The organism is Hansschlegelia beijingensis (assembly GCF_045505405.1).
GTDB classification, from domain to species: Bacteria; Pseudomonadota; Alphaproteobacteria; order Rhizobiales; family Methylopilaceae; genus Methylopila; species Methylopila beijingensis_A.
This window is the reverse complement of sequence record NZ_JBJKEX010000030.1, coordinates 1-18,823: the sequence shown is the minus strand read 5'-3', so window position 1 is coordinate 18,823 and position 18,823 is coordinate 1. Positions and strand designations below refer to the sequence as shown.

General features: G+C 69.0%; 20 protein-coding genes and 1 pseudogene. 5 read left to right on the top strand and 16 right to left on the bottom strand.

The features are described from left to right. Positions 1–15 precede the first annotated feature (15 nt). Positions 16–1,041: a response regulator gene (locus ACIKT0_RS03730; protein ID WP_407104061.1), complete on the top strand. Its 1,026-nt coding sequence runs from the start codon at positions 16–18 to the stop codon at positions 1,039–1,041. A 9-nt stretch (positions 1,042–1,050) separates the two neighbouring features. On the opposite strand, the gene ACIKT0_RS03725 is transcribed toward ACIKT0_RS03730, so the two are convergent. After that, positions 1,051–1,989 (bottom strand): crotonase/enoyl-CoA hydratase family protein, encoded by a 939-nt coding sequence (locus ACIKT0_RS03725; RefSeq protein ID WP_407104060.1) that lies wholly within the window; start codon positions 1,987–1,989, stop codon positions 1,051–1,053. A 593-nt stretch (positions 1,990–2,582) separates the two neighbouring features. Between ACIKT0_RS03725 and ACIKT0_RS03720 the strand changes: the two genes are divergently transcribed. Beyond that, a complete protein-coding gene (locus tag ACIKT0_RS03720; RefSeq protein WP_407104059.1) occupies positions 2,583–3,620 on the top strand; it encodes a phytanoyl-CoA dioxygenase family protein in 1,038 nt (345 codons plus the stop codon). A 10-nt stretch (positions 3,621–3,630) separates the two neighbouring features. On the opposite strand, the gene ACIKT0_RS03715 is transcribed toward ACIKT0_RS03720, so the two are convergent. Next, complete coding sequence (locus tag ACIKT0_RS03715; RefSeq protein WP_407104058.1) at positions 3,631–4,050, bottom strand: VOC family protein; 420 nt, start codon at positions 4,048–4,050, stop codon at positions 3,631–3,633. 286 nt (positions 4,051–4,336) lie between these two features. Here ACIKT0_RS03715 and ACIKT0_RS03710 point away from each other — a divergent pair, with 286 nt between their 5' ends. Both ACIKT0_RS03710 and ACIKT0_RS03705 read left to right on the top strand, forming a co-directional pair. Continuing rightward, positions 4,337–4,891 (top strand): cold-shock protein, encoded by a 555-nt coding sequence (locus ACIKT0_RS03710; protein WP_407104057.1) that lies wholly within the window; start codon positions 4,337–4,339, stop codon positions 4,889–4,891. A 22-nt stretch (positions 4,892–4,913) separates the two neighbouring features. Then, on the top strand, positions 4,914–5,378 hold the full coding sequence (locus tag ACIKT0_RS03705; protein WP_407104056.1) for a DUF192 domain-containing protein: 465 nt from the start codon (positions 4,914–4,916) through the stop codon (positions 5,376–5,378). Between the two features lie 9 nt (positions 5,379–5,387). Here the strand turns inward: ACIKT0_RS03705 and ACIKT0_RS03700 are convergent, their stop codons facing one another. The 7 genes from ACIKT0_RS03700 to ACIKT0_RS03670 all read right to left on the bottom strand — a co-directional run bounded on the left by ACIKT0_RS03700 (position 5,388) and on the right by ACIKT0_RS03670 (position 9,351). Then, positions 5,388–5,633, bottom strand: coding sequence for a hypothetical protein (locus tag ACIKT0_RS03700; RefSeq protein WP_407104055.1), 246 nt, complete (start codon positions 5,631–5,633; stop codon positions 5,388–5,390). 10 nt (positions 5,634–5,643) lie between these two features. After that, complete coding sequence (locus ACIKT0_RS03695; RefSeq protein WP_407104054.1) at positions 5,644–5,937, bottom strand: BrnA antitoxin family protein; 294 nt, start codon at positions 5,935–5,937, stop codon at positions 5,644–5,646. A gap of 13 nt (positions 5,938–5,950) precedes the next feature. After that, positions 5,951–6,781, bottom strand: coding sequence for a tetratricopeptide repeat protein (locus ACIKT0_RS03690; RefSeq protein ID WP_407104052.1), 831 nt, complete (start codon positions 6,779–6,781; stop codon positions 5,951–5,953). Between the two features lie 248 nt (positions 6,782–7,029). Beyond that, positions 7,030–7,251, bottom strand: a complete 222-nt coding sequence (rpsU, locus tag ACIKT0_RS03685; protein WP_183393587.1) for a 30S ribosomal protein S21 — start codon at positions 7,249–7,251, stop codon at positions 7,030–7,032. Positions 7,252–7,448: 197 nt separating this feature from the next. Next, complete coding sequence (locus tag ACIKT0_RS03680; RefSeq protein WP_407104051.1) at positions 7,449–8,531, bottom strand: 5-(carboxyamino)imidazole ribonucleotide synthase; 1,083 nt, start codon at positions 8,529–8,531, stop codon at positions 7,449–7,451. A gap of 2 nt (positions 8,532–8,533) precedes the next feature. After that, entirely contained in the window at positions 8,534–9,043 is a 510-nt protein-coding gene (gene purE / locus ACIKT0_RS03675) for a 5-(carboxyamino)imidazole ribonucleotide mutase (protein WP_407104050.1), read from the bottom strand. Between the two features lie 83 nt (positions 9,044–9,126). Next, complete coding sequence (locus ACIKT0_RS03670) at positions 9,127–9,351, bottom strand: YdcH family protein (RefSeq protein WP_407104049.1); 225 nt, start codon at positions 9,349–9,351, stop codon at positions 9,127–9,129. Positions 9,352–9,526: 175 nt separating this feature from the next. Here ACIKT0_RS03670 and ACIKT0_RS03665 point away from each other — a divergent pair, with 175 nt between their 5' ends. Further along, entirely contained in the window at positions 9,527–9,709 is a 183-nt protein-coding gene (locus ACIKT0_RS03665) for a YdcH family protein (protein WP_183393591.1), read from the top strand. Positions 9,710–9,811: 102 nt separating this feature from the next. Here the strand turns inward: ACIKT0_RS03665 and ACIKT0_RS03660 are convergent, their stop codons facing one another. The 7 genes and pseudogenes from ACIKT0_RS03660 to ACIKT0_RS03630 all read right to left on the bottom strand — a co-directional run. Continuing rightward, complete coding sequence (locus tag ACIKT0_RS03660; RefSeq protein ID WP_407104048.1) at positions 9,812–10,408, bottom strand: L,D-transpeptidase; 597 nt, start codon at positions 10,406–10,408, stop codon at positions 9,812–9,814. A gap of 235 nt (positions 10,409–10,643) precedes the next feature. After that, complete coding sequence (locus ACIKT0_RS03655; RefSeq protein WP_407104047.1) at positions 10,644–11,954, bottom strand: UDP-glucose dehydrogenase family protein; 1,311 nt, start codon at positions 11,952–11,954, stop codon at positions 10,644–10,646. A gap of 100 nt (positions 11,955–12,054) precedes the next feature. Continuing rightward, on the bottom strand, positions 12,055–13,491 hold the full coding sequence (gene glgA, locus ACIKT0_RS03650) for a glycogen synthase GlgA (protein ID WP_407104046.1): 1,437 nt from the start codon (positions 13,489–13,491) through the stop codon (positions 12,055–12,057). A gap of 73 nt (positions 13,492–13,564) precedes the next feature. Then, positions 13,565–14,827 (bottom strand): glucose-1-phosphate adenylyltransferase, encoded by a 1,263-nt coding sequence (gene glgC / locus ACIKT0_RS03645; RefSeq protein ID WP_407104045.1) that lies wholly within the window; start codon positions 14,825–14,827, stop codon positions 13,565–13,567. A 35-nt stretch (positions 14,828–14,862) separates the two neighbouring features. Then, positions 14,863–17,373: a glycogen/starch/alpha-glucan phosphorylase gene (locus tag ACIKT0_RS03640; RefSeq protein WP_407104044.1), complete on the bottom strand. Its 2,511-nt coding sequence runs from the start codon at positions 17,371–17,373 to the stop codon at positions 14,863–14,865. Between the two features lie 160 nt (positions 17,374–17,533). Next, positions 17,534–17,764, bottom strand: coding sequence for a hypothetical protein (locus ACIKT0_RS03635; RefSeq protein ID WP_183393597.1), 231 nt, complete (start codon positions 17,762–17,764; stop codon positions 17,534–17,536). A gap of 119 nt (positions 17,765–17,883) precedes the next feature. After that, positions 17,884–18,823 (bottom strand): annotated as a pseudogene (locus tag ACIKT0_RS03630) (malto-oligosyltrehalose synthase); the annotation flags it as partial.

Here is an 18,823-nt window from a genome sequence, read left to right as displayed (position 1 = left end):
ACCGGCTGAAAAGGATTGTTCGATGAAAAAAAGCTAGCTTGGGCCGCAACACCAGCTCGAAAATTCATCGTCTGGATCAACATAATTAAGCGTTCGGCCGAGCTCGCCGCGATGGTCCGGGCCGCAAGCGCGGGCTCGGGCGGACGGCTGGGCGCCCGTCGCGTCGCCGGGGAGGTGAAGCGCGCCGAGCGCCGGCTCGCGATCCTGGTCGCCGAGGACAACCGCACCAACCAGAAGGTCATCACCAAGATCCTCGAGCGCGCGGGCCACGAGGTGCGCATCGCGGACAATGGCGAACTTGCGCTGGACGCGCTGACAGAGCGGCAGTTCGACCTGGTGCTGATGGACGTCAACATGCCGGTCCTCGACGGCATCGAGTGCGCCAAGCTCTACCGCTTCGCCTCGATCGGGAAGGCCAGGACGCCGATCGTTGCGCTGACGGCGGACGCCACACCGGCGGCGCGCGAGCGCTGCCTCGAAGCCGGGATGGACGCCTGCCTGACGAAGCCGATCGAGCCGGACCGGCTGCTCGCCATCATCGACGAGGTCACGGCCGGCGCGCCCGGCCATGCGACCGCCGAGGCCGAGGCGACCGCGGCGGAGCCGCTCCACCCCGTCGATGACGAGCTCGTCGCCAACATTGCGGCGCATCCGAACTTCCGCCCCGCACGCCGGGCGGTGGTCGACAAGCGGACGCTCTCCGACCTCGAGGACCTCGGCGGCAAGGAGTTCGTCGGCGATCTCGTGGGCGAGTTCATCGGCGAGGCCGCCGGCGTGCTCAAGGCGCTGCATGAGGCGGTTCGGCATGGCGAACCGGCCGCTTTTCGCGAGCAGGCTCACGCGCTGCGCAGCGGCGCCGCGAATATCGGGGCGCGCGGCATCTACGAGATCTGTCTGTCGTGCCGGAATTTCGACGCGCGCGAACTGGCCGCACATGGCGCAGAGCGCGTCACCCGGCTGGAGGCGGAGTTCGACAGGGTCCGCAAGACGCTGCTGCGGCAATTCCCGGACCGCGAGGAGCGGCAGGGGGAGGGCGGCTAGCCCTCCGGGCTACTCGGCGGCGAGCGAGCCGCCGGTCTGGAGCCGGCGATCCTGCGCGGCGGTCAACCGGCCCATCTTGCGAAGGTCCGACTCCTCGATCTGCAAGGCGGCGTCCACCCAAATGTCGGTGATGTCGCGCAGTTCGTCATAGAGCAGGGGCGCCACCCGCCGGCCGGCCCGGAACAGGGCGGAGAGGCCGTTGTGCCGCCGCAGGTTGCGGCTCAGCAGGCGGTGCGTCTCCGCGACGCCGTCGCCCGGCTCCGCCAGCGCCTGCACGAGCCCGCGCTCGTGAAGCTCTTCCGCCGAGTAGAGCTTGCCGCTCGCGATGATCTTCTCGGCCTCCGCCATGCCGACCCGGCGGGCGAGCAGGCTGTAGGCCCCCATGCCCGGAAACAGGTTGAACAGGATCTCCGGCAGCCCGAACTTGGCGCCGCGCTCCGCGACGATCATGTCGCAGGACAGGGCCGCCTCGAACCCTCCGCCGAGCGCGTCTCCCTGGACCAGCGCGACGGTGATGACGGACTGGTCGAAGCCGATCGCGTTCTCGTGCAGCACGTCGATGCAGGCGCGCGCGTAGTCCCGCAGCCCTTCGCGATCCTGCGCGCGGATCCAGCCCCGGAACAGGTCGAGGTCTCCGCCGAGGTTGAACATGCCGGGCAGGCGGGACGCGAGCACCCAGTATTTCAGCGGCGGCTCCTCGGGCGCGGCCTCGGCGAACGCCTCGCGGATCGCCAGCTGATGCGCAGAGATGTCGCGTAGCAGGCCGGGGGTGAAGCTCGGCGCGCCGACGGGGTTCATCCAGCACCAGCAGGCGCTCTGCGCGGGGTCGAGCTCGACCTCGATCTCGTCGTAGCCGATCTCGTCCAGCGCGGGACGGGCGGGCTGGCGAGCCGCCGACGTCGCGCCGAGCGCCGCGCGCAGCTTGGCGCGCGCTCGGTCAAGGCTCACGAAAGGGCGACCTTCAGGGAGGCTCATCGACACCGACATTGCGAACTCACCCAACCCAACTGACAACCGCAGAGCGTCCGTCCCAGCGATATTAACGTTCTGTTTACCTCTCTGAAAGGGGCGGCCAATTCTCACTCCCTCGTTTACGTCGCGTTAACTATATATTCGCATTCGAGGCCAGACGATCTGAATGAAGTAGTGTTGTCTCACGTTGGGAATACTGATGACGCCGCGGCGCCGCAAAAGTCGAGGGCGGGCGGCGCCCCACAGAAAGACACGTTAACTCCCGCCGTGACCGCACGAGGGCAGGTCAAGACCAGGTCGAGAAATCGAATAGAGGGCGCCGGGGCGGCGCTCGGCGCCGGGATTTTATTGTAAGCTGGCCAACCTCTTGCCGATTCCTCCACGGCACATAGGGCGGGATCGGCGAACTGGGCCCCCCGCCACTGTCGCCGACACGTGCCGTGCGACATTCTGACGCACGAGTTGGCCCGCGACCTCGAGCGGCGAAGCGCGGGCCGCCCGGCCGGAAGACACCGGCTGTGGGAGCGGGTAGGTTCCGCGGCGACGTTGGGCTCGGACGGGACGTGCGAATGACAGGACTGCGCTGGCTGCTCGCTCCGCTGTGGGCGGCGCAAATCTTCACCGGGGCCAAGTCGTTCTGCGACAACGGCATCCTGGGCAGCGAGAAGCTTAATCGCCGGGGCCTGCATGTGTGGCGCGTGCGGCTGGCCTACCGGATGGCCGAGAAGCGCCGCGCGCGCTTGGCCTCGCGGGTCGCGGAAGGCGACCGCCGGGCGTTCGCGCGCGACGGCTTCATCATGAAGAACGATTTTCTCCCGCCGGACGCGTTTCGCGCGCTCGTCGCCGAGCTCGAGACCGCCCGCGTCCCGGCTCGCGAGATGAAGCAGGGCGACGCCGTCACGCGGCGGATCGCGCTGGATCCGGAGGCGCTCAAGGACCTTCCGGCCTGCGCGGCGCTCGTGCGGCGGCCGGAGTTCCAGAGCCTGCTGCGCTACGTCGCGAGCTTCGACGTCGAGCCGATCATCTACGTCCAGACCGTGTTCGCGCAGGTGGACCGCTCCTCGACCGATCCGCAGACGGCCGTACACGCGGACTGCTTCCATCCCACGATGAAGGCGTGGCTGTTCCTGCACGACGTCGAGGAGGATCTGGGCCCGTTCGTCTACGTGCCGGGGTCGCATCGGCCGACGCCGCGAAAGCTCGCCTGGGAGAAGCGGATGAGCGTCCGCGCCTCCTCGCTCGACCGGCTCTCCGCCCGCGGCTCCTTCCGCGTCGGCCCGGGCGACCTCAAGCGGATGCGGCTGCCGGAGCCGCGCAAGTTCGCGGTGCCGGCGAACACGCTAATCGTAGGCGACACCTCGGGCTTCCACGCCCGAGGCAAGAGCGAGCGGCCGTCGACGCGGGTCGAGATCTGGGCCTATTCGCGGCGCAATCCGTTCCTGCCCTGGACCGGGCTCGACATCTGGTCGCTCGGCCCGCTGCGCGGGCGTCAGGCGCCGCTGTTCTGGGGCTTGCTGGACCGGCTCGAGCGCTTCGGCCTCGGCCGCAGCCCGTGGCGGAAGGCCGGAATCGTCACGCCGTCCTCGCCGCCGGCTCCGCGTCAGTAGCCGCCGCGGCTCACCATTTGCCGGTGTTGGGCATGGAGGCCCAGGGCTCGGCCGGCGGCTTGGCCGGTCCCGCCTGCAGCAGTTCGATCGAGATGTTGTCGGGCGAGCGCACGAACGCCATGCGGCCGTCGCGCGGGGGCCGGTTGATCGTGACGCCGGCCGCCATCAGGCGCTCGCAGGCGGCGTAGATGTCCTCGACCTCATAGGCGAGGTGGCCGAAGTTCCGGCCTTCGCCATAGACCTCGGGGTCCCAGTTGTAGGTCAGCTCGATCTGGGCGTCGGGCTGCCCGGGCGCGGCCAGGAAGATCAGCGTGAAGCGTCCTTGCGGGCTCTCGGTCCGGCGGACCTCCTCCAGCCCGAGCTTCGCGCAGTAGAAATCGAGCGAGGCGTCCACGTCGCTCACGCGCACCATGGTGTGGAGATATTTCATGAAGGCGTTCTCCGGCTTCCGGCGCGGCTAGCTATAGGCCGAAACGCCAAGCGCAAGAGAGGCGCGGCGGACCGTCTCCGCGGAAATTTCGACCTCCGGTTTAACCGCCTCTTCGCCCTGTGCATGGACGCGACGCCTTGATTGGGCCATTTTTCGCTTCCCCCCAACCCGCCGGGTGGTATCGTTGGGTTTGATGGAGTCGAGGCGGCGGCTTTCGTCACGCGGTGTTTCCGGGCGGGCGGTTGTAATGGGTGCTGACAGGGCGAGGAGTGGTTCCCCCGGAGCGATGGAGCGTTCAGACGCTCCGTCCGAGGCGGTTCCCATCGATCTGTACGAGGTCTCTGGCACCATCAAGTGGTTCGATGTGGCCAAGGGATACGGCTTCATCGTGCCCGACAATGGCGGACCCGACGTCCTGCTGCACGTCACCTGCATGCGCCGCGACGGCTTCCAGACCGCCAATGAGGGCGCCCGCATCGTCTGCGAGGCGCAGCTTCGGCCCAAGGGCGCCCAGGCGTTCCGGGTGCTGTCGATCGACGACAGCACGGCGCTTCACCCCGGCGAGCTTCCCCCGCCGCGAACCCACGTCTCGGTGACGCCGACCAGCTCGCTGGAGCTGGTCGAGGTGAAATGGTTCAACCGGCTGCGCGGCTTCGGCTTCCTGACGCGCGGCGACGGCTCGCCCGACATCTTCGTCCACATGGAGACGCTCCGCCGGTTCGGCATCATGGAGCTGCGGCCCGGGCAGAAGGTGTTCGTCCGCTATGGCCCGGGGCCGAAGGGCCTGATGGCCGCGGAGGTCCGGCCGGACGGGCCGGGCGGCGGCCCGTCCTCGCACTGACCGCGCCTCCACGGGAATCCGCATGACGACGCAAATGCTGGCGCGGATCGCGCTCGCCTTCGCTCTGCTTGTCTGCGGCGTCAGCCCCGGCCGGGCCTCTCCCCTCGAAAAACTGACCTTCGAGACCGCGTCCGGCCCCCATACGTTCATGGTCGAGGTCGCCGTCACGCCGGAGGAGCGCGAGGTCGGCCTGATGTACCGCCGGTCGATGCCGGCGGATCACGGCATGCTGTTCGACTTCGGCAAGTCGGACGAGATCGCCATGTGGATGCAGAACACCTACCTGTCCCTGGACATGGTGTTCGTCACCGCGGACGGCCGGGTGAGGCGCGTCGAACGGGCGACGCAGCCGCTGTCGACCCGCGTCATCCCCTCGGAAGGCCCGGTGAGATATGTCGTGGAGCTCGTGGCCGGCGCCGCCGAGCGCATCGGGCTGAAGCCCGGGGACCGGGTCATCCACCCGCGCATCGCGCAACCCGACCGCTGAGGCTGTCGCTCAGATCTTCCTGACCTCGCCGGGAGCGACGCCGAGGCGGCGGAGCTCCTCGGCCGATAGCGGCCGCAGGGGCGCGCTCGGCACCGAGGAGCCATAGGGGATCGCGCGCCTGGCCGCGGCCTTGTCCGCGATCGCGGCGGCCCATGAGCCCGCCTTCGCCCGCTCCTCGCCGCGGAGGTTCGCCAGCGGCAGCGTGAGCCGCCAACCGGCCGGCGTCATGTCGTGCGCCGGAGCGTGGGACGCCATGCGGGCCGCCTCAGCCCGCGCCGTCATCGTTCTCGCTCGTCAGCTGGTCGACCGGGATCGCGCCCCCGCCGGAGGCCGCCGTGAGCCGTCCGCGCACCGCCTCGCGGAGCGTGTCGTTGATGCGGTCCTGCCAGCCCGCGCCGTCGGACTGGAACAGCTCGAGCACGTCGGAGTCGATGCGCAGCGTCACCATCTCGCGCGCTCCCGGAACGCCCTGCTTGCGCTCCGGAGCGGGCGCGGGCGGCGCCTTTGGCCGGAACGCGGCTTCGGCGGCTGCGCGCGGGTCGATCGGTCGACGGGCCATCGATGCTCCTGCCTTACTGCTCGCTGTAGGTTTCGCCGCGACGGCCGCCGACCCGCTCGAAGCCGGCCGTGGCGCGCGGATCCTTGCCGTCGATGTTGAGCGCCTGCGCGTAGGCCGCGCGGGCGTTGCCCAGCTCGTTGCGCTTCTCGAACGCCATGCCGCGGCCGATCCAGGCGTCGATATATTTCGGGTTGAGCGTGCGGGCGGTGTTGAAATCGTCGAGCGCGGCCTTGTCGTCGCCCTGCGCCAGATAGCTCATCCCGCGCCCGACATAAGGCTCCGCGGCGGTCACCGAGATCGCCGTCGCCTTGGTGAAGTCGTCGATCGCCTCGTCCTGTCGGCCCTGCGACTGATGCACCAGCCCGCGATTGTGCCAGGCCTGCGCGTTGTTCGGATCGAGCTGGATCGCCTGATCGTAATCCGCGACCGCGGCGTCGAGGCGGCCGGTCTGCCGGTAGAGATTGCCGCGGCCCACATAGGCGGGGCTGTAGTTCGAATCGGCCTGGATCGCGCGATTGTAGTCGGCGAGCGCGGCGCTCATGTTGTTCTGCGAACGGTAGGCGAGGGCGCGGTTGGCGTAGGCCTTCGCGAAGGAGCCGTTCAGCTGGATCGCGCGGTTGAAGTCGCCGATCGCGCTGTCGTACTGGCCGAGCCGCGCATAGGCGGAGCCGCGCATGTTCCAGGCTTCGGGGTCGCTCGGGTTGTTGTTGACCACCTGGGTCAGCGAGCCGAGGTCCGTCTGGCGGGCGGCGTAGACGTCCGGGTCGATCGAGCGCGAGCCGGAGCCCGAGCCGACGGTGTCGCAAGCCGCGAGGCCGAGCGTCGCGAGGGCCAGCCCCGCCAATCCGCCCAACGTTCGTGAAGCGCTGCCCCGTCCCATAGCCTGTCCCGCCTTCTGTGCGCCGCCTGAAGGCCCGTCAGACAAGGCGATTGCGGCGGCAATGCGATTCTAGGGCGCGTCCGGCCCGCCGTCGCGTCGCAACAGACACGGAGACGCAAAAACGCCCGCCGGCGTGGCCTGACGGGCGCACTGCGCGAACCCGGCGAGCGGCCCTCGGCCTAAGCGCCGCGTCCGCCGAAGCGTTCAGCGAATCACTTCTTCTTCATGGGAAGCAGGCCCTCGCGCTGGGCGCGCTTGCGGGCCAGCTTCCGGGCGCGGCGGACGGCTTCGGCGGCCTCGCGGGCGCGCTTCTCCGACGGCTTCTCGTAATGGCCGCGCAGCTTCATCTCGCGAAAAATGCCTTCGCGCTGCATCTTCTTCTTGAGGGCCTTGAGGGCCTGGTCGACATTATTGTCGCGAACGAGAACCTGCACGTCGTGCCTCGTCTGGGCGTTTCGGGATCGGCGAAACAGAGGTCCGCCTGCGCGGACGCGGAAAACAAAAAACAGCGCGCCCGCATTGGCGCGGGCCGCCGTCTGCGAAGGAAACTAGCAAAGACCTTGGGGCTTGTCACGCGGGCGTGTGGGGCGGCCATGCGATTTCCGCAAGGCCCTCCGAAGACGCCTGAGCTTCAGCTTTTTACCCGCGTGACATGGCCCATCTTGCGGCCCGGCGCAGGCTCGGACTTGCCGTAGAGGTGAAGCGCGGCGCCAGGCTCCGCCAGCAGGGCGCGCCAGTCGTTCGCCTCGGCGCCGAGCAGGTTCGTCATCGTCACCCGGCCGCGCGTGTCGGTCGCCCCGAGCGGCCACCCGGCGATCGCCCGGACGTGCTGCTCGAACTGGCTCGTCAGCGCGCCCTCGATCGTCCAGTGGCCGGAGTTGTGCACCCGCGGCGCGATCTCGTTGACCACGACCCGCTCGCCGGCCGGGCCGTCGACGAGGAACAGCTCGACCCCCAGCACGCCGACATAGTCGAGCGCCTCCGCGATCTTGCGCGCGATCGCGACCGCGGAGGCGGTGGTCTCCGGCTTGACGTCGGCAGGGGCTTCCGATGTGCGCAGGACGTGGTTCTCATGGCGGTTCTCGACTACGTCGTAGGCCGCGAACGTCCCGTCGCGGCCGCGCGCGGCGATCACCGAGACCTCGGCGCGGAAATGCACGAAGGCCTCGAGAATGGCGGGCTGGCCGTTCATCATCGCGAGCGCGGCGTCGAGGCCGAGCCCCTCGCGCACCAGCACCTGGCCTTTGCCGTCATAGCCGAAGCGGCGCGTCTTCAGCACTGCCGGCCGGCCGATGGCCCCGACGGCCGCCGCCATGCTGGCGCGGTCGTCGACCGGCGCGAAGGCCGGGGTCGGGATGCCGAGATCGCGGACGAAGGTCTTCTCGAGCAGGCGGTCCTGCGTGGTCGCGAGCGCGCGGGCGTCCGGAAACAGCGGGCGGTACTGCGCGACGAGCTGCGCGGTCGCGGCCGGCACGTTCTCGAATTCATAGGTCACGACGTCGACGCTGTCGGCGAACAGCGCGAGCGCGGCCTCGTCCTCATAGGCCGCCACCGTGCGCTCGGTCGCGACGTCGAAGGCCGGGCTCTTGGGGTCCGGCGCATAGATGTGGGTCTTCAGCCCGAGCGGGGCGGCCGCGAGCGCGATCATGCGGCCGAGCTGGCCGCCGCCCAGGATGCCGATCGTGTCGCCGGGGGCGAGAATGCGGGAGGTCATGTTCAGGCGCTCCCGGAAGGGGTCTCGGCGACGCCGTCGGTCTGGGCGCGCCGCCATCCGGCCAGGCGCCCGGCGAGCTCGCGGTCGGAGAGCGCGAGCACCGAAGCGGCCAGCAGGGCGGCGTTCACCGCGCCGGAGCGGCCGATCGCCAGGGTGCCGACCGGAACGCCAGCCGGCATCTGGACGATCGACAGCAGGCTGTCGAGCCCCGAGAGAGTGCTGGACTGGACCGGCACGCCGAACACTGGAAGCGCCGTCATGGCGGCGACCATCCCGGGGAGATGCGCCGCGCCTCCGGCGCCGGCGATCACGACCCGGAAGCCCTCGGCCTCGGCGCCCTTGGCGAACGCCACCAGCCGGTCCGGGGTCCGGTGCGCGGAGACGATCCTGGCCGAATAGGGCACCCCGAGCGCGTCCAGCGTCTCGGCGGCGTGCGCGAGCGTGGCCCAGTCGGACTGGCTGCCCATCACGATCGCGACGGGGGGCGGCTCGGCGCGGTTGTCCGCGACCATCTGGGCATGCTCCGAAAGAAAGAGGGGATCAGCGCTCGACAATAGGCGCCCGCGGTTTGGCAGGCAAGCAAACCCGCCGGGCGTCAGGCGATGATGTCGGGCGTGAGCTGGTCTTCCAGGAAGCCGATCCGGTCCTTGAGGCTCAGCTTGCGCTTCTTCAGCCGCTGGACCTGCAGGCGGTCGCCGGAGCCCAGCGCCTCGAGCGCGTCGATGGCGTGGTCGAGATCGCGGTGCTCCTCACGAAGGCGGGCGAGCTCCTCCCGGGCCGCTCGTTCCTGGGCCCGCGTCTCCTCGTCCCGCCCCGTCATTCGTCAGCCTGTCTCTCACGCACGCGATCTCCGCCCCCGAGTATCGCCGCCGTCCGCAGGAGCGGCAAGCGCCCGGCACGGCGCTGTGAAGGTCCGAAGAGCGATCTCTGTTCGACAGGCGGGGCCGACCGTGACATCATCGCCACGTCGATCTTAAAAAAGGGAGACGTGCTTTATGTCCATCGAGTCCCACATTGCTGAGCTCGAGAAGAAACATCAAGCGATCGAACGAGAGATTGAAATCGAACTGACGCGCCCGAGCACCGATGACGTCAGGGTCGCGTCTCTAAAGCGGAAGAAACTCCGCATCAAGGACGAAATGATGCGTTTGCAGTCACCGCAGCCCACGATTCACTAGACCAGCGTCTTTCAATCTGATCTTGCGTTCGCGCCGTCGACCACCTGGTCGGCGGCGCTTTCATGAGCGGAGCCGGTTCGCGACGCGCCGGCCGCAGACGCCTCAGCGCACCACGACCTTGGTGCCGATCGGCACGCGCTCATAGAGATCCTGCACGTCGAAATTGATCATGCGGATGCAGCCCGAGGACATCGCGCGGCCGATGGTCAGCGGCTCGTTCGTGCCGTGGATGCGGAACAGCGTGTCCTTGCCGTCGCGGTAGAGATACATCGCCCGGGCGCCGAGCGGGTTCTCGGGGCCGCCCGACATCCGCAGCGGCAGTTCCGGGCGGCGCTGGAGCATCTCGGCGGGCGGAATCCAGTCCGGCCACTCCTGCTTGGCGCCGACCTTGGCCTCGCCGGTCCAGCCGAAGCCCTCCTTGCCGACGCCCACCCCGTAGCGCATCGCCTTGCCGTCGGGCTCGACGAAATAGAGGAACTTGTCCTTCGTATCGATCACGATCGTGCCCGGCTTCTCGCCCGTCGGATCGACGACCTGCTGCCGGCGGTACTGGACCGGAAGTGCGGAGGGGTAGCTGGTCGACATCGCGGCCGCGATCGGGTCGGAGCCGAGATTGCTGGCGCAGCCCGCCAGCAACGCCGACGCCGCGAGCAACGCGGCCGCGGCGCAGCCTCGTACGACGTGAGACACTGAACTCATCTTGATCCCTGGCGCCTTGCACGTCGCACTAGGGTCTCTTCTGGAAGACCCGAGCCGCCTGCTCCCTTGTTCGGACGATAAACGCAGCAATGGGCGTTCCGGGAGCATCCGGTTTCTTCGATGTTGTTTTCGAAGCTGCTCGTGGCGCGCGGGCCACACTCCAGGGCCAGGAAACCGCCAAGACAGCCCCAAGAAAAGACAGGTCCGGAAACCGGACGGAAGCATCGCGCGGTCTTCAGCCGCGCGGCCGGCCGATCCCGTGATAGACGAAGCCGTGCCGCTGCATTTCCTCGCGGGCGTAGACGTTGCGCAGGTCGACCACGACCGGCTCGCGTAGCATCCGCTTGACCCGCGCGAGGTCGAGCGCGCGGAACTGATCCCATTCGGTGAGCAGCACCAGCGCATGGGCGCCGTCGAGCGCCTCATAGGCGTGCCCGGCGTAGATGACGTTGGGGAGATGGCTCCGCGCCTGCTCGATCGCCTCGGGATCGTAGGCCGACACCACCGCTCCCGCCGCCTCCAGCGCCGGCACCAGCGCGAGCGCCGGGGCCTCGCGCATGTCGTCCGTGTTGGGCTTGAAGGCGAGGCCGAGCAGACCGATCCGCTTGCCCGCGACCGAACCGCCGCAGGCCGCGATGACGCGGCCGGCGAGCGCGTCGCGGCGCGCCTCGTTGACCGCAATCACCGTCTCCACGATCCGGACCGGCGAGCCGTATTCCTGCGCCGTGAGGGCGAGCGCCCGCGTGTCCTTCGGGAAGCAGGAGCCTCCGAACCCGGGCCCCGCATGCAGGAACTTCGACCCGATGCGGTTGTCGAGGCCGATCCCGCGCGCGACCTCCTGCACGTTGGCGCCGACCTTCTCGCACAGGTCGGCGATCTCGTTGATGAAGGTGATCTTGGTCGCGAGGAACGCGTTCGAGGCGTATTTGATGAGCTCCGCCGAACGTCGGTCGGTGAACACCAGCGGCGCGACGTTGAGGGAGAGCGGGCGGTAGAGGGCCTCCATGGCCGCGCGCGCGCGGTCGTCCTCGACGCCGACCACGATCCGGTCGGGGCGCTTGAAGTCGTCGATCGCGGAGCCTTCCCGCAGGAACTCCGGGTTGGAGGCGACGGCGAGCTCGGCGTCCGGATTGGTTTCGCGCATGACGCGCTCGACCTCGTCGCCGGCGCCGACCGGCACGGTCGACTTGTTCACCACCACCGTGAAGCCCTCGAGCGCCCCGGCGATCTGCCGGGCCGCCTCCATCACGAAGGTCAGGTCCGCGTGGCCGTTCCCGCGGCGCGAAGGCGTGCCGACGGCGATCATCACGACGTCCGCCTCGCGCACCGCCGGAGCGAGCTCGGTCGAGAAGGTCAGCCGGCCAGCCGAGAGGTTTCGCTCGACCAGTTCGTCGAGGCCGGGCTCGTAGATCGGCACGACGGCGTTGTTGAGCGCCTCGATCTTTCGTTCGTCAGAGTCGATGCAGGCCACCTGGTGGCCGAAATCCGCGAAACACGCGCCGGATACCAGTCCGACGTAGCCCGAACCGATGACAGTGACGCGCAACGACTAGGCCCTCTGATGCTACGCCCGCGGCTCGGCCCGGTGGGGTGGTGAGGATGTGGCTATCCAGGCGAACCAAGTAGAGCGCCCGCGTCGGAAGTCCTCAGGGCACAAGGTCGCGGAATAGTTGTGCGTACACCTTGGCGGACGCGGCCCACGAGACCTCGGTGGCCATGCCGTTTCGCTGGAGACGGGTCCAGGTTCCCTGGTCGGCGTAGAGCGCGGCAGTCCGCCGTATCGCGGCCTCGAGCGGCCCTCGTCCGGCGGGAGAAAACTGCACGCCGGTCGCCACGCCCGCGGCGATCGCCACCGGATTGGCGTCGATCACCGTGTCGGCGAGCCCGCCCACCCGAGCGACGACCGGAACCGCGCCATAGCGCAGGGCGCAGAGCTGGGTGAGGCCGCAGGGCTCGAAGCGCGACGGGACCAGCAGGGCGTCGGCGCCGCCCTGGATGAGATGAGCCAGCGTCTCGTCATAGCCGAAGGTGCAGCCGACCCGGCCCTGATGCGTCTCCGCGAGAGCGCGGAAGCGATCCTCCAGGCCCGCGTCGCCCGCGCCCAGCACCGCCAGGTTCGCGCCGGTCTCCAGCAGGGCCGGAATCGCGTCCGCAAGAAGATCGAGCCCCTTCTGGGCGGACAGCCGGCTCACGACGCCGAAGGTCGGCCCCGCGCTCGCGGCCAGCCGGAACCGCTCCGACAGCGCGCGCTTGTTGAGCCGCCGGCCCGAGAGATCCTTCGCCGAGTAGCGCATCTCCAGCGCGGCGTCGGTCGCGGGGTCCCAGACCTCGACGTCGATGCCGTTCAGTATGCCGAAGAGGTCGCGCTTGCGGCTGCGCAGCAGTCCCTCGAGGCCCATTCCGCCGGCCGGCTCCAGGATCTCGGAGGCGTAGCTCGGCGACACGGTGGTGATCCGGTCGGCGTAGTAGATCCCGGCCTTCAGGAAGCCGATCCCGCCGTAATACTCGACGCCTTCGATCGACATGGCCTGCGGCGGGAGCCCGAGGCGCGAAAGCAGGTGCGCCGGAAACCAGCCCTGGAAGGCGATGTTGTGGATGGTGGCGACGATCCGCGGCCGCCGCTCGGCCTGCGCCATGTAGGCGGCCGCGAAACCGGACTGCCAGTCGTGCAGGTGCGCCACGTCGGGGGAGGGCAGGGCGGTCGCGCCCCGCCCGATCTCGGCCGCGACCCGCCCGAGAGCCGCGAAGCGGAACGCGTTGTCGGGCCAGTCGCGCCCGCCCGCGTCCGCATAGAGGCCGCCCGGCCGCGCGTAGAGATGAGGCGCGTCGATCGCGATGACCTCGAGCCCCGCGGCGCGGCCGGCCACCGCAGTCGCGGGCCCGCCGAACAGGTCGTCGAAACGCGCCACGATCTCGCCGTCGCGCAGCGCGTGCAGAACCGCCCCGTAGCCGGGTAGCAGGGTCTGGACGCGCACGCCGGTCGGCTCGAGCGCGGCGGGGAGCGCGCCGACCACGTCCGCCAGCCCGCCGGTCTTGACCAGCGGGTAGGCTTCGGAGGCGACGGCCAGAACGTTCAATGACATCGGCTCTCTCTTGTGGGAGCGAGGCGAGGTTCATAGCCCTTGGCGGCGGCGGAGACGACCCCGCGCCTGGGGATCAAAGCCGGTCGATCATCGACTGGGTGATCAGGCAGACGCCCTTCTTGGTCCGCCGGAAGCGTTTCGCGTCGAGTTCGGGGTCCTCGCCGACGACCAGCTTGGGCGGAATCTTCACGCCGCGGTCCACCACGACGTTCTTCAGCCGGCACGAGCGGCCGATGTCGACATAGGGCAGCACGACGGCGCGCTCGACCTCGGTGTAGGAGTTCACCCGCACGCCGGTGAACAGCAGCGACTCCGTCACGCAGGCGCCCGAAACCACGCAGCCGCCCGAGACCAGCGACGACACCGCCTGGCCCCGGCGCCCGTCCTCGTTGTGGATGAACTTGGCGGGCGGGACCATCTCGGCGAAGGTCGAGATCGGCCAGTTCTGATCATAGAGATCGAGCGCCGGGACGAAGTCGGTGAGGTCGAGATTGGCCTCGAAATAGGCGTCCACCGTGCCGACGTCGCGCCAGTAGGGCTCCTTCTCCGAAGACGAGCGCACGCAGGAGCGCGAGAAGTGGTGCGCAACCGCTTTCCCGCCCTTCACGATCTGCGGGATTATGTCGTGCCCGAAATCGTGGCCGGAGTTCGGGTCCTCGGCGTCCTTGCGCAGCAGTTCGAACAGGAACGGCGTGTCGAAGACATAGATGCCCATGCTGGCCAGCGCCTGGTCTGGCTTGCCCGGCATCGCGGGCGGGTCGGCCGGCTTCTCCAGGAAGGCGACGACGCGGTCGTGTTCGTCGACATGCATGACGCCGAAGGCGCTCGCTTCGCTGCGCGCCACCTCGAGGCAGCCGATCGTGACGTCCGCGCCGCTCTCGACGTGCTGCGCGAGCATCTGCTCGTAGTCCATCTTGTAGATGTGGTCGCCCGCCAGCACGACGATGTGGCGCGGCGCGTAGTCCTCGATGATGTCGATGTTCTGGTAGACCGCGTCGGCGGTCCCGAGATACCAGGCGCCTTCCGAAACCCGCTGGCTGGCTGGAAGCAGGTCGAAGCTCTCGTTGTGCTCGGCGCGGAAGAAGTTCCAGCCTCTCTGCAGGTGGCGGAGCAGGCTGTGCGCCTTGTACTGCGTGGCGACGCCGATCCGCCGGATTCCCGAGTTCAGCGCGTTCGAGAGCGCGAAGTCGATGATGCGAGACTTGCCCCCGAAATAGACCGCCGGCTTGGCGCGCCGGTCGGTCAGCTCCCGGAGGCGGGACCCGCGCCCCCCCGCGAGGACGAACGCCATCGCCCCGCGGGCGTAGGGCGGGCCAAGCGGCGTCTTGGGGGGCATGCGGGCGTCTCCTGGCGTCCCCTGGCTCCGCGGCCTCAGGCGAGATCGCTCGAGGGCTGCACGTTCCAGATCTCCTTGGCGTACTCAAGTATGGTCCGGTCGGACGAGAACCAGCCCACCTGCGCGGTGTTCTTGACGCTGGCGCTCATCCAGGCGGACCGGTCACGCCACAGTCTGTACACGCGACGCTGGGCGTCGAAATAGGCGTCGAAATCCGCCGTCACCAGGAAAACGTCGTTGTCGAGCAGCCCGTCGATCAGCCCGCGATAGCGGCTCGGGTCGTCCGGCGAGAACACGCCGTTGCGGATCGAGTCCAGCACCTCGCGCAGCGTCGGGGAGGCCTCCACGGCGGCGTGGGCGTTGAAGCCGCGCTGCTTGCGCGCCTGCACCTCCTGGGCCGTGAGGCCGAAGATGAAGATGTTGTCATCGCCGACGCGCTCGCGGATCTCCACATTGGCCCCGTCGAGCGTGCCGATGGTGAGCGCGCCGTTCAGCGCGAGCTTCATGTTGCCGGTGCCGGACGCTTCGGTGCCCGCGGTGGAGATCTGCTCGGAAAGGTCCGCGGCCGGGATGATCGCCTCGGCGAGGCTCACATTGTAGTTCGGCAGGAAGGCGACCTTGAGCAGCCCGCGCACGGTCGGGTCGGAATTGACGATCCGTGCGACGTCGTTGGCGAGCTTGATGATCAGCTTGGCTTGATGGTAGCTCGCCGCTGCCTTGCCGGCGAAGATCTTCACGCGCGGCATCCAGGCGCGCATCGGCTGCGCGCGGATGGCGTTGTAGATCGCCACCGTCTCGAGAATGTTCAGAAGCTGCCGCTTGTATTCATGAATGCGCTTGATCTGGACGTCGAACAGCGCGTCCGGGTCGACCCAGACGTCGTTGCGCTCGGCGATTATCTTGGCGAGCGCCACCTTGTTCTCGCGCCGCGCGTTCAGCAGCGCGTCGTGCAGCCCGGTGTCGTCCGCCATCGGCAGCAGCAGCTGGAGCCGCTCCGGATCGTCGAGGAGCTCCGGGCCGACGGCCTCGATCAGGATCCTGGTCAACCTCGGATTGGCCTGCGCCAGCCAGCGCCGGAAGGTGATGCCGTTGGTCTTGTTGACGATCCGGTCCGGATGCAGGGCATGCAGGTCGCGGAACACGGTCTGCTTCATGAGCTCGGTGTGCAGCGCCGAGACGCCGTTCACCTTGTGTGAGCCGATGAAGGCCAGCACGCCCATCCGCACCCGGCGGCCGCCATTCTCGTCGATCAGGGAGACCGCGGACAGCAGCGCATCGTCGCCCGGCCGCTTGCCGCGCGCCGTCTCGAGCTCGAGCGCGTTGATCATGTAGATGATCTGCATGTGGCGCGGCAGCAGCCGCTCCATCAGCGGCAGCGGCCAGCTCTCAAGCGCCTCCGGCAGCAGCGTGTGGTTGGTGTAGGAGAACGTGCCGACCGTGATCAGCCAGGCCTCCGCCCACGGGACGTCGTGGAGGTCGACCAGGATGCGCATCAGCTCCGGGATGGCGATCGCCGGATGCGTGTCGTTCAGCTGGATGGCGACATGGTCGGGCAGCGACCCGAGGTCGCCATGCTCCTCCAGATGACGGCGGACGAGGTCCTGGAGAGAGGCGGAGGCGAAGAAGTATTCCTGTCGCAGCCGCAGCTCCTGCCCGGCCGACGTCTCGTCGCTCGGATAGAGGACCTTGGAGATCGACTCGACCCGGACGCGGTCGGCGAGCGCGCCGACATAGTCGCCGCGGTTGAACGCCGCGAGGCTCAGCGGGTCCGGCGCGCGGGCGGACCAGAGACGGAGCGTGTTGACGTGCTTGCCGCGCCAGCCGACGACCGGAATGTCGAACGCCACCGCGTCGACCTTCTCGGCCGGACGCCAGACGTGCTTGGCCCGGCCGCCCCCGCTGATCTGTTCGACATAGCCGCCGAAGCCGATGGCGTAGTCGATCTCCGGATGGGCGAACTCCCAGGGATTGCCGAAGGAGAGCCAGTCTTCCGGATATTCCTGCTGCCACCCGTCGCGCATGCCCTGTCGGAACAGGCCGTGGTCGTAGCGGATGCCGTAGCCGAAGGCCGGGACGCCGACCGAGGCCATCGAATCCATGAAGCAGGCGGCGAGCCGGCCGAGGCCGCCATTGCCGAGCGCGGCGTCCGGTTCGGCTTCACGCACGCGGTCGAGATCGACGCCCAGGCCCGCGAGCGCTTCGCGCGCGGCCTCGGTGAGGCCGAGATTATGCAGCGCGTCGAACAGCAGGCGGCCGATGAGGAATTCGAGCGAGAGGTAGTAGACGCGCTTGCGCGGCCGCGCGTGATCGGGCGCATGCTCCAGCAGCCAGCGATCGACGATCCGGTCGCGGACGGCGAGCGCGGTCGCGACGAACCAGTCCCGCGTGCTGGCGGTCTCCGGGGAGCGGCCGACCGAATAGGTCAGCTCCGCCAGGATCTCCTGCCGCAGTTTCGTGGCGTCCGTCGTTCCGCTCGCCTCTGAGCCCGCCTTGCGCACAGGGCGTCGCGCCACGTCCGCCGCGAGGGCGGTGGGTGTGTCGTTCATCGCGCTGTCTCCGTCTTCGCCGGCGTCCGCACCGACGCCGCGGCTCCAGTCAAACACGTGGAGTTCGCGATGGCGACCTCCAGAGCCGGCCTCTGTCGAAGATGACGCGCGGCGACGCCGGCAGCCTCAGGCTCCGACGGCGCAGGCCAGACGCGCCGGATCAGGCGCGCGCGAACAGCAATACGTTGCCTTCGGGGTCGTCCGTCGCTTCGCGGACGGCGTCCTCTTGGTCGGCGGCGGCTTCGAGCCGGCCTCGCAGGTTGCGCACCGCGCCCAGCATCTCGAGGCCGAGGCCGAGCGGCGCGCACATCAGGGTCGTCGCATATACGTCCAGAGCCTGACCAAGAAGTTCGGCGTCGTGACGGGAGAGCGGCAGCTTCAGCGTGTCCATGGCAGACCATCAGGGAGCCGTGGCGCGAGTGGGAGCTCTAATCCTGCGACTCGCGCGGTGTTGGCCGGCTCACTTAATTTCTGCTCTCCGGCGGCATGAATTGACATACGCAGAATGTCTCATGCCGCGTCCCCGACGCTCAGCACCGCCACCGGCAGACTGAGCGCGTCCGCCAAGGAGATCTTGGGCTGAAGGGCGACCTTGCGGCCCGAGAACAGCTCCGTGGCCGACCGTCCCACAAGCTCCGATGGAAGAGAGATGTGGCATTCGCGCAACATCTCGGGTTTCGCCGCAAGGCTCGGGAACGAAGTCTGCTTATCGTAAAGGTTGCGCAGCCCGATGACGCACACGGCTTCGCCGTCCAGCGTCCGTGCGAAGGCCACCACGTCGTCCGCCAGCGCTCCGTCCGCCTTGAGCGGCGTGTAGGCGCCGTCTGCGAACAGCGCGGCTCGCTTGCGGCGCTCCTCCAGCACGGTGCTGATCAGGGCCTGCTTCACCGCGCCGTCCCGCCAATGCTCCGCCGCCTCGAGCACGGTTTCGCCGCGCGCCAGCGACGCCTCGCGGGCCGGGTAGTCGACGGGGCGGCGGTTGTCGGGATCGACAAGCGTGAGGTCCCAGTACTCCGTCCCCTGATAGGTGTCGGGAACGCCGGGGACCGTGAGCTTCAGCAGGATCTGGAGAAGACCGTTCGCCGCGCCGGCGGGTCCGATGCGGTCGGCGAACGCGGCGATCTCCGCCCGCAACGGCAGGCCGGGCTCGGTCAGCAGGCGCGTCAGGAGCTCGCGGGCGGCCGTCTCGTAGGCCTCGTTCTGCTTGCTCCAGTCGGTGGCGAGCTTGGCCTCGCGCATGGCCTTCTCCTGCCATGCGACGAGCCTTTCGGCGAAAGTCTTGCAGCCTTCGAGATCGTCCGGCGCCAGATCGTGCGGCCAGGCCCCGACGAGCGTCTGGTAGAGGATCGCCTCGTCGCCGGGCGGGCGCGCCCTATGCGGAGAAGCTGTTCGCGCTGCCGCCCTTCCTGGTGGCCGGCGGCGCGAACGCCTCGCCCACCGCAGCCGACGT

Bases quoted from the DNA above. Each gene is read 5' to 3' on its own strand.
- ACIKT0_RS03640 (WP_407104044.1), bottom strand. From the start codon at position 17,373: ATGAACGACACACCCACCGCCCTCGCGGCGGACGTGGCGCGACGCCCT.
- ACIKT0_RS03670 (WP_407104049.1), bottom strand. From the start codon at position 9,351: ATGACGGGGCGGGACGAGGAGACGCGGGCCCAGGAACGAGCGGCCCGG.
- ACIKT0_RS03665 (WP_183393591.1), top strand. From the start codon at position 9,527: ATGTCCATCGAGTCCCACATTGCTGAGCTCGAGAAGAAACATCAAGCG.
- ACIKT0_RS03700 (WP_407104055.1), bottom strand. From the start codon at position 5,633: ATGGCGTCCCACGCTCCGGCGCACGACATGACGCCGGCCGGTTGGCGG.
- ACIKT0_RS03635 (WP_183393597.1), bottom strand. From the start codon at position 17,764: ATGGACACGCTGAAGCTGCCGCTCTCCCGTCACGACGCCGAACTTCTT.
- glgC (WP_407104045.1), bottom strand. From the start codon at position 14,827: ATGCCCCCCAAGACGCCGCTTGGCCCGCCCTACGCCCGCGGGGCGATG.
- glgA (WP_407104046.1), bottom strand. From the start codon at position 13,491: ATGTCATTGAACGTTCTGGCCGTCGCCTCCGAAGCCTACCCGCTGGTC.
- ACIKT0_RS03720 (WP_407104059.1), top strand. From the start codon at position 2,583: ATGACAGGACTGCGCTGGCTGCTCGCTCCGCTGTGGGCGGCGCAAATC.
- ACIKT0_RS03680 (WP_407104051.1), bottom strand. From the start codon at position 8,531: ATGACCTCCCGCATTCTCGCCCCCGGCGACACGATCGGCATCCTGGGC.
- purE (WP_407104050.1), bottom strand. From the start codon at position 9,043: ATGGTCGCGGACAACCGCGCCGAGCCGCCCCCCGTCGCGATCGTGATG.
- ACIKT0_RS03705 (WP_407104056.1), top strand. From the start codon at position 4,914: ATGACGACGCAAATGCTGGCGCGGATCGCGCTCGCCTTCGCTCTGCTT.
- ACIKT0_RS03695 (WP_407104054.1), bottom strand. From the start codon at position 5,937: ATGGCCCGTCGACCGATCGACCCGCGCGCAGCCGCCGAAGCCGCGTTC.
- ACIKT0_RS03710 (WP_407104057.1), top strand. From the start codon at position 4,337: ATGGAGCGTTCAGACGCTCCGTCCGAGGCGGTTCCCATCGATCTGTAC.
- ACIKT0_RS03715 (WP_407104058.1), bottom strand. From the start codon at position 4,050: ATGAAATATCTCCACACCATGGTGCGCGTGAGCGACGTGGACGCCTCG.
- ACIKT0_RS03660 (WP_407104048.1), bottom strand. From the start codon at position 10,408: ATGAGTTCAGTGTCTCACGTCGTACGAGGCTGCGCCGCGGCCGCGTTG.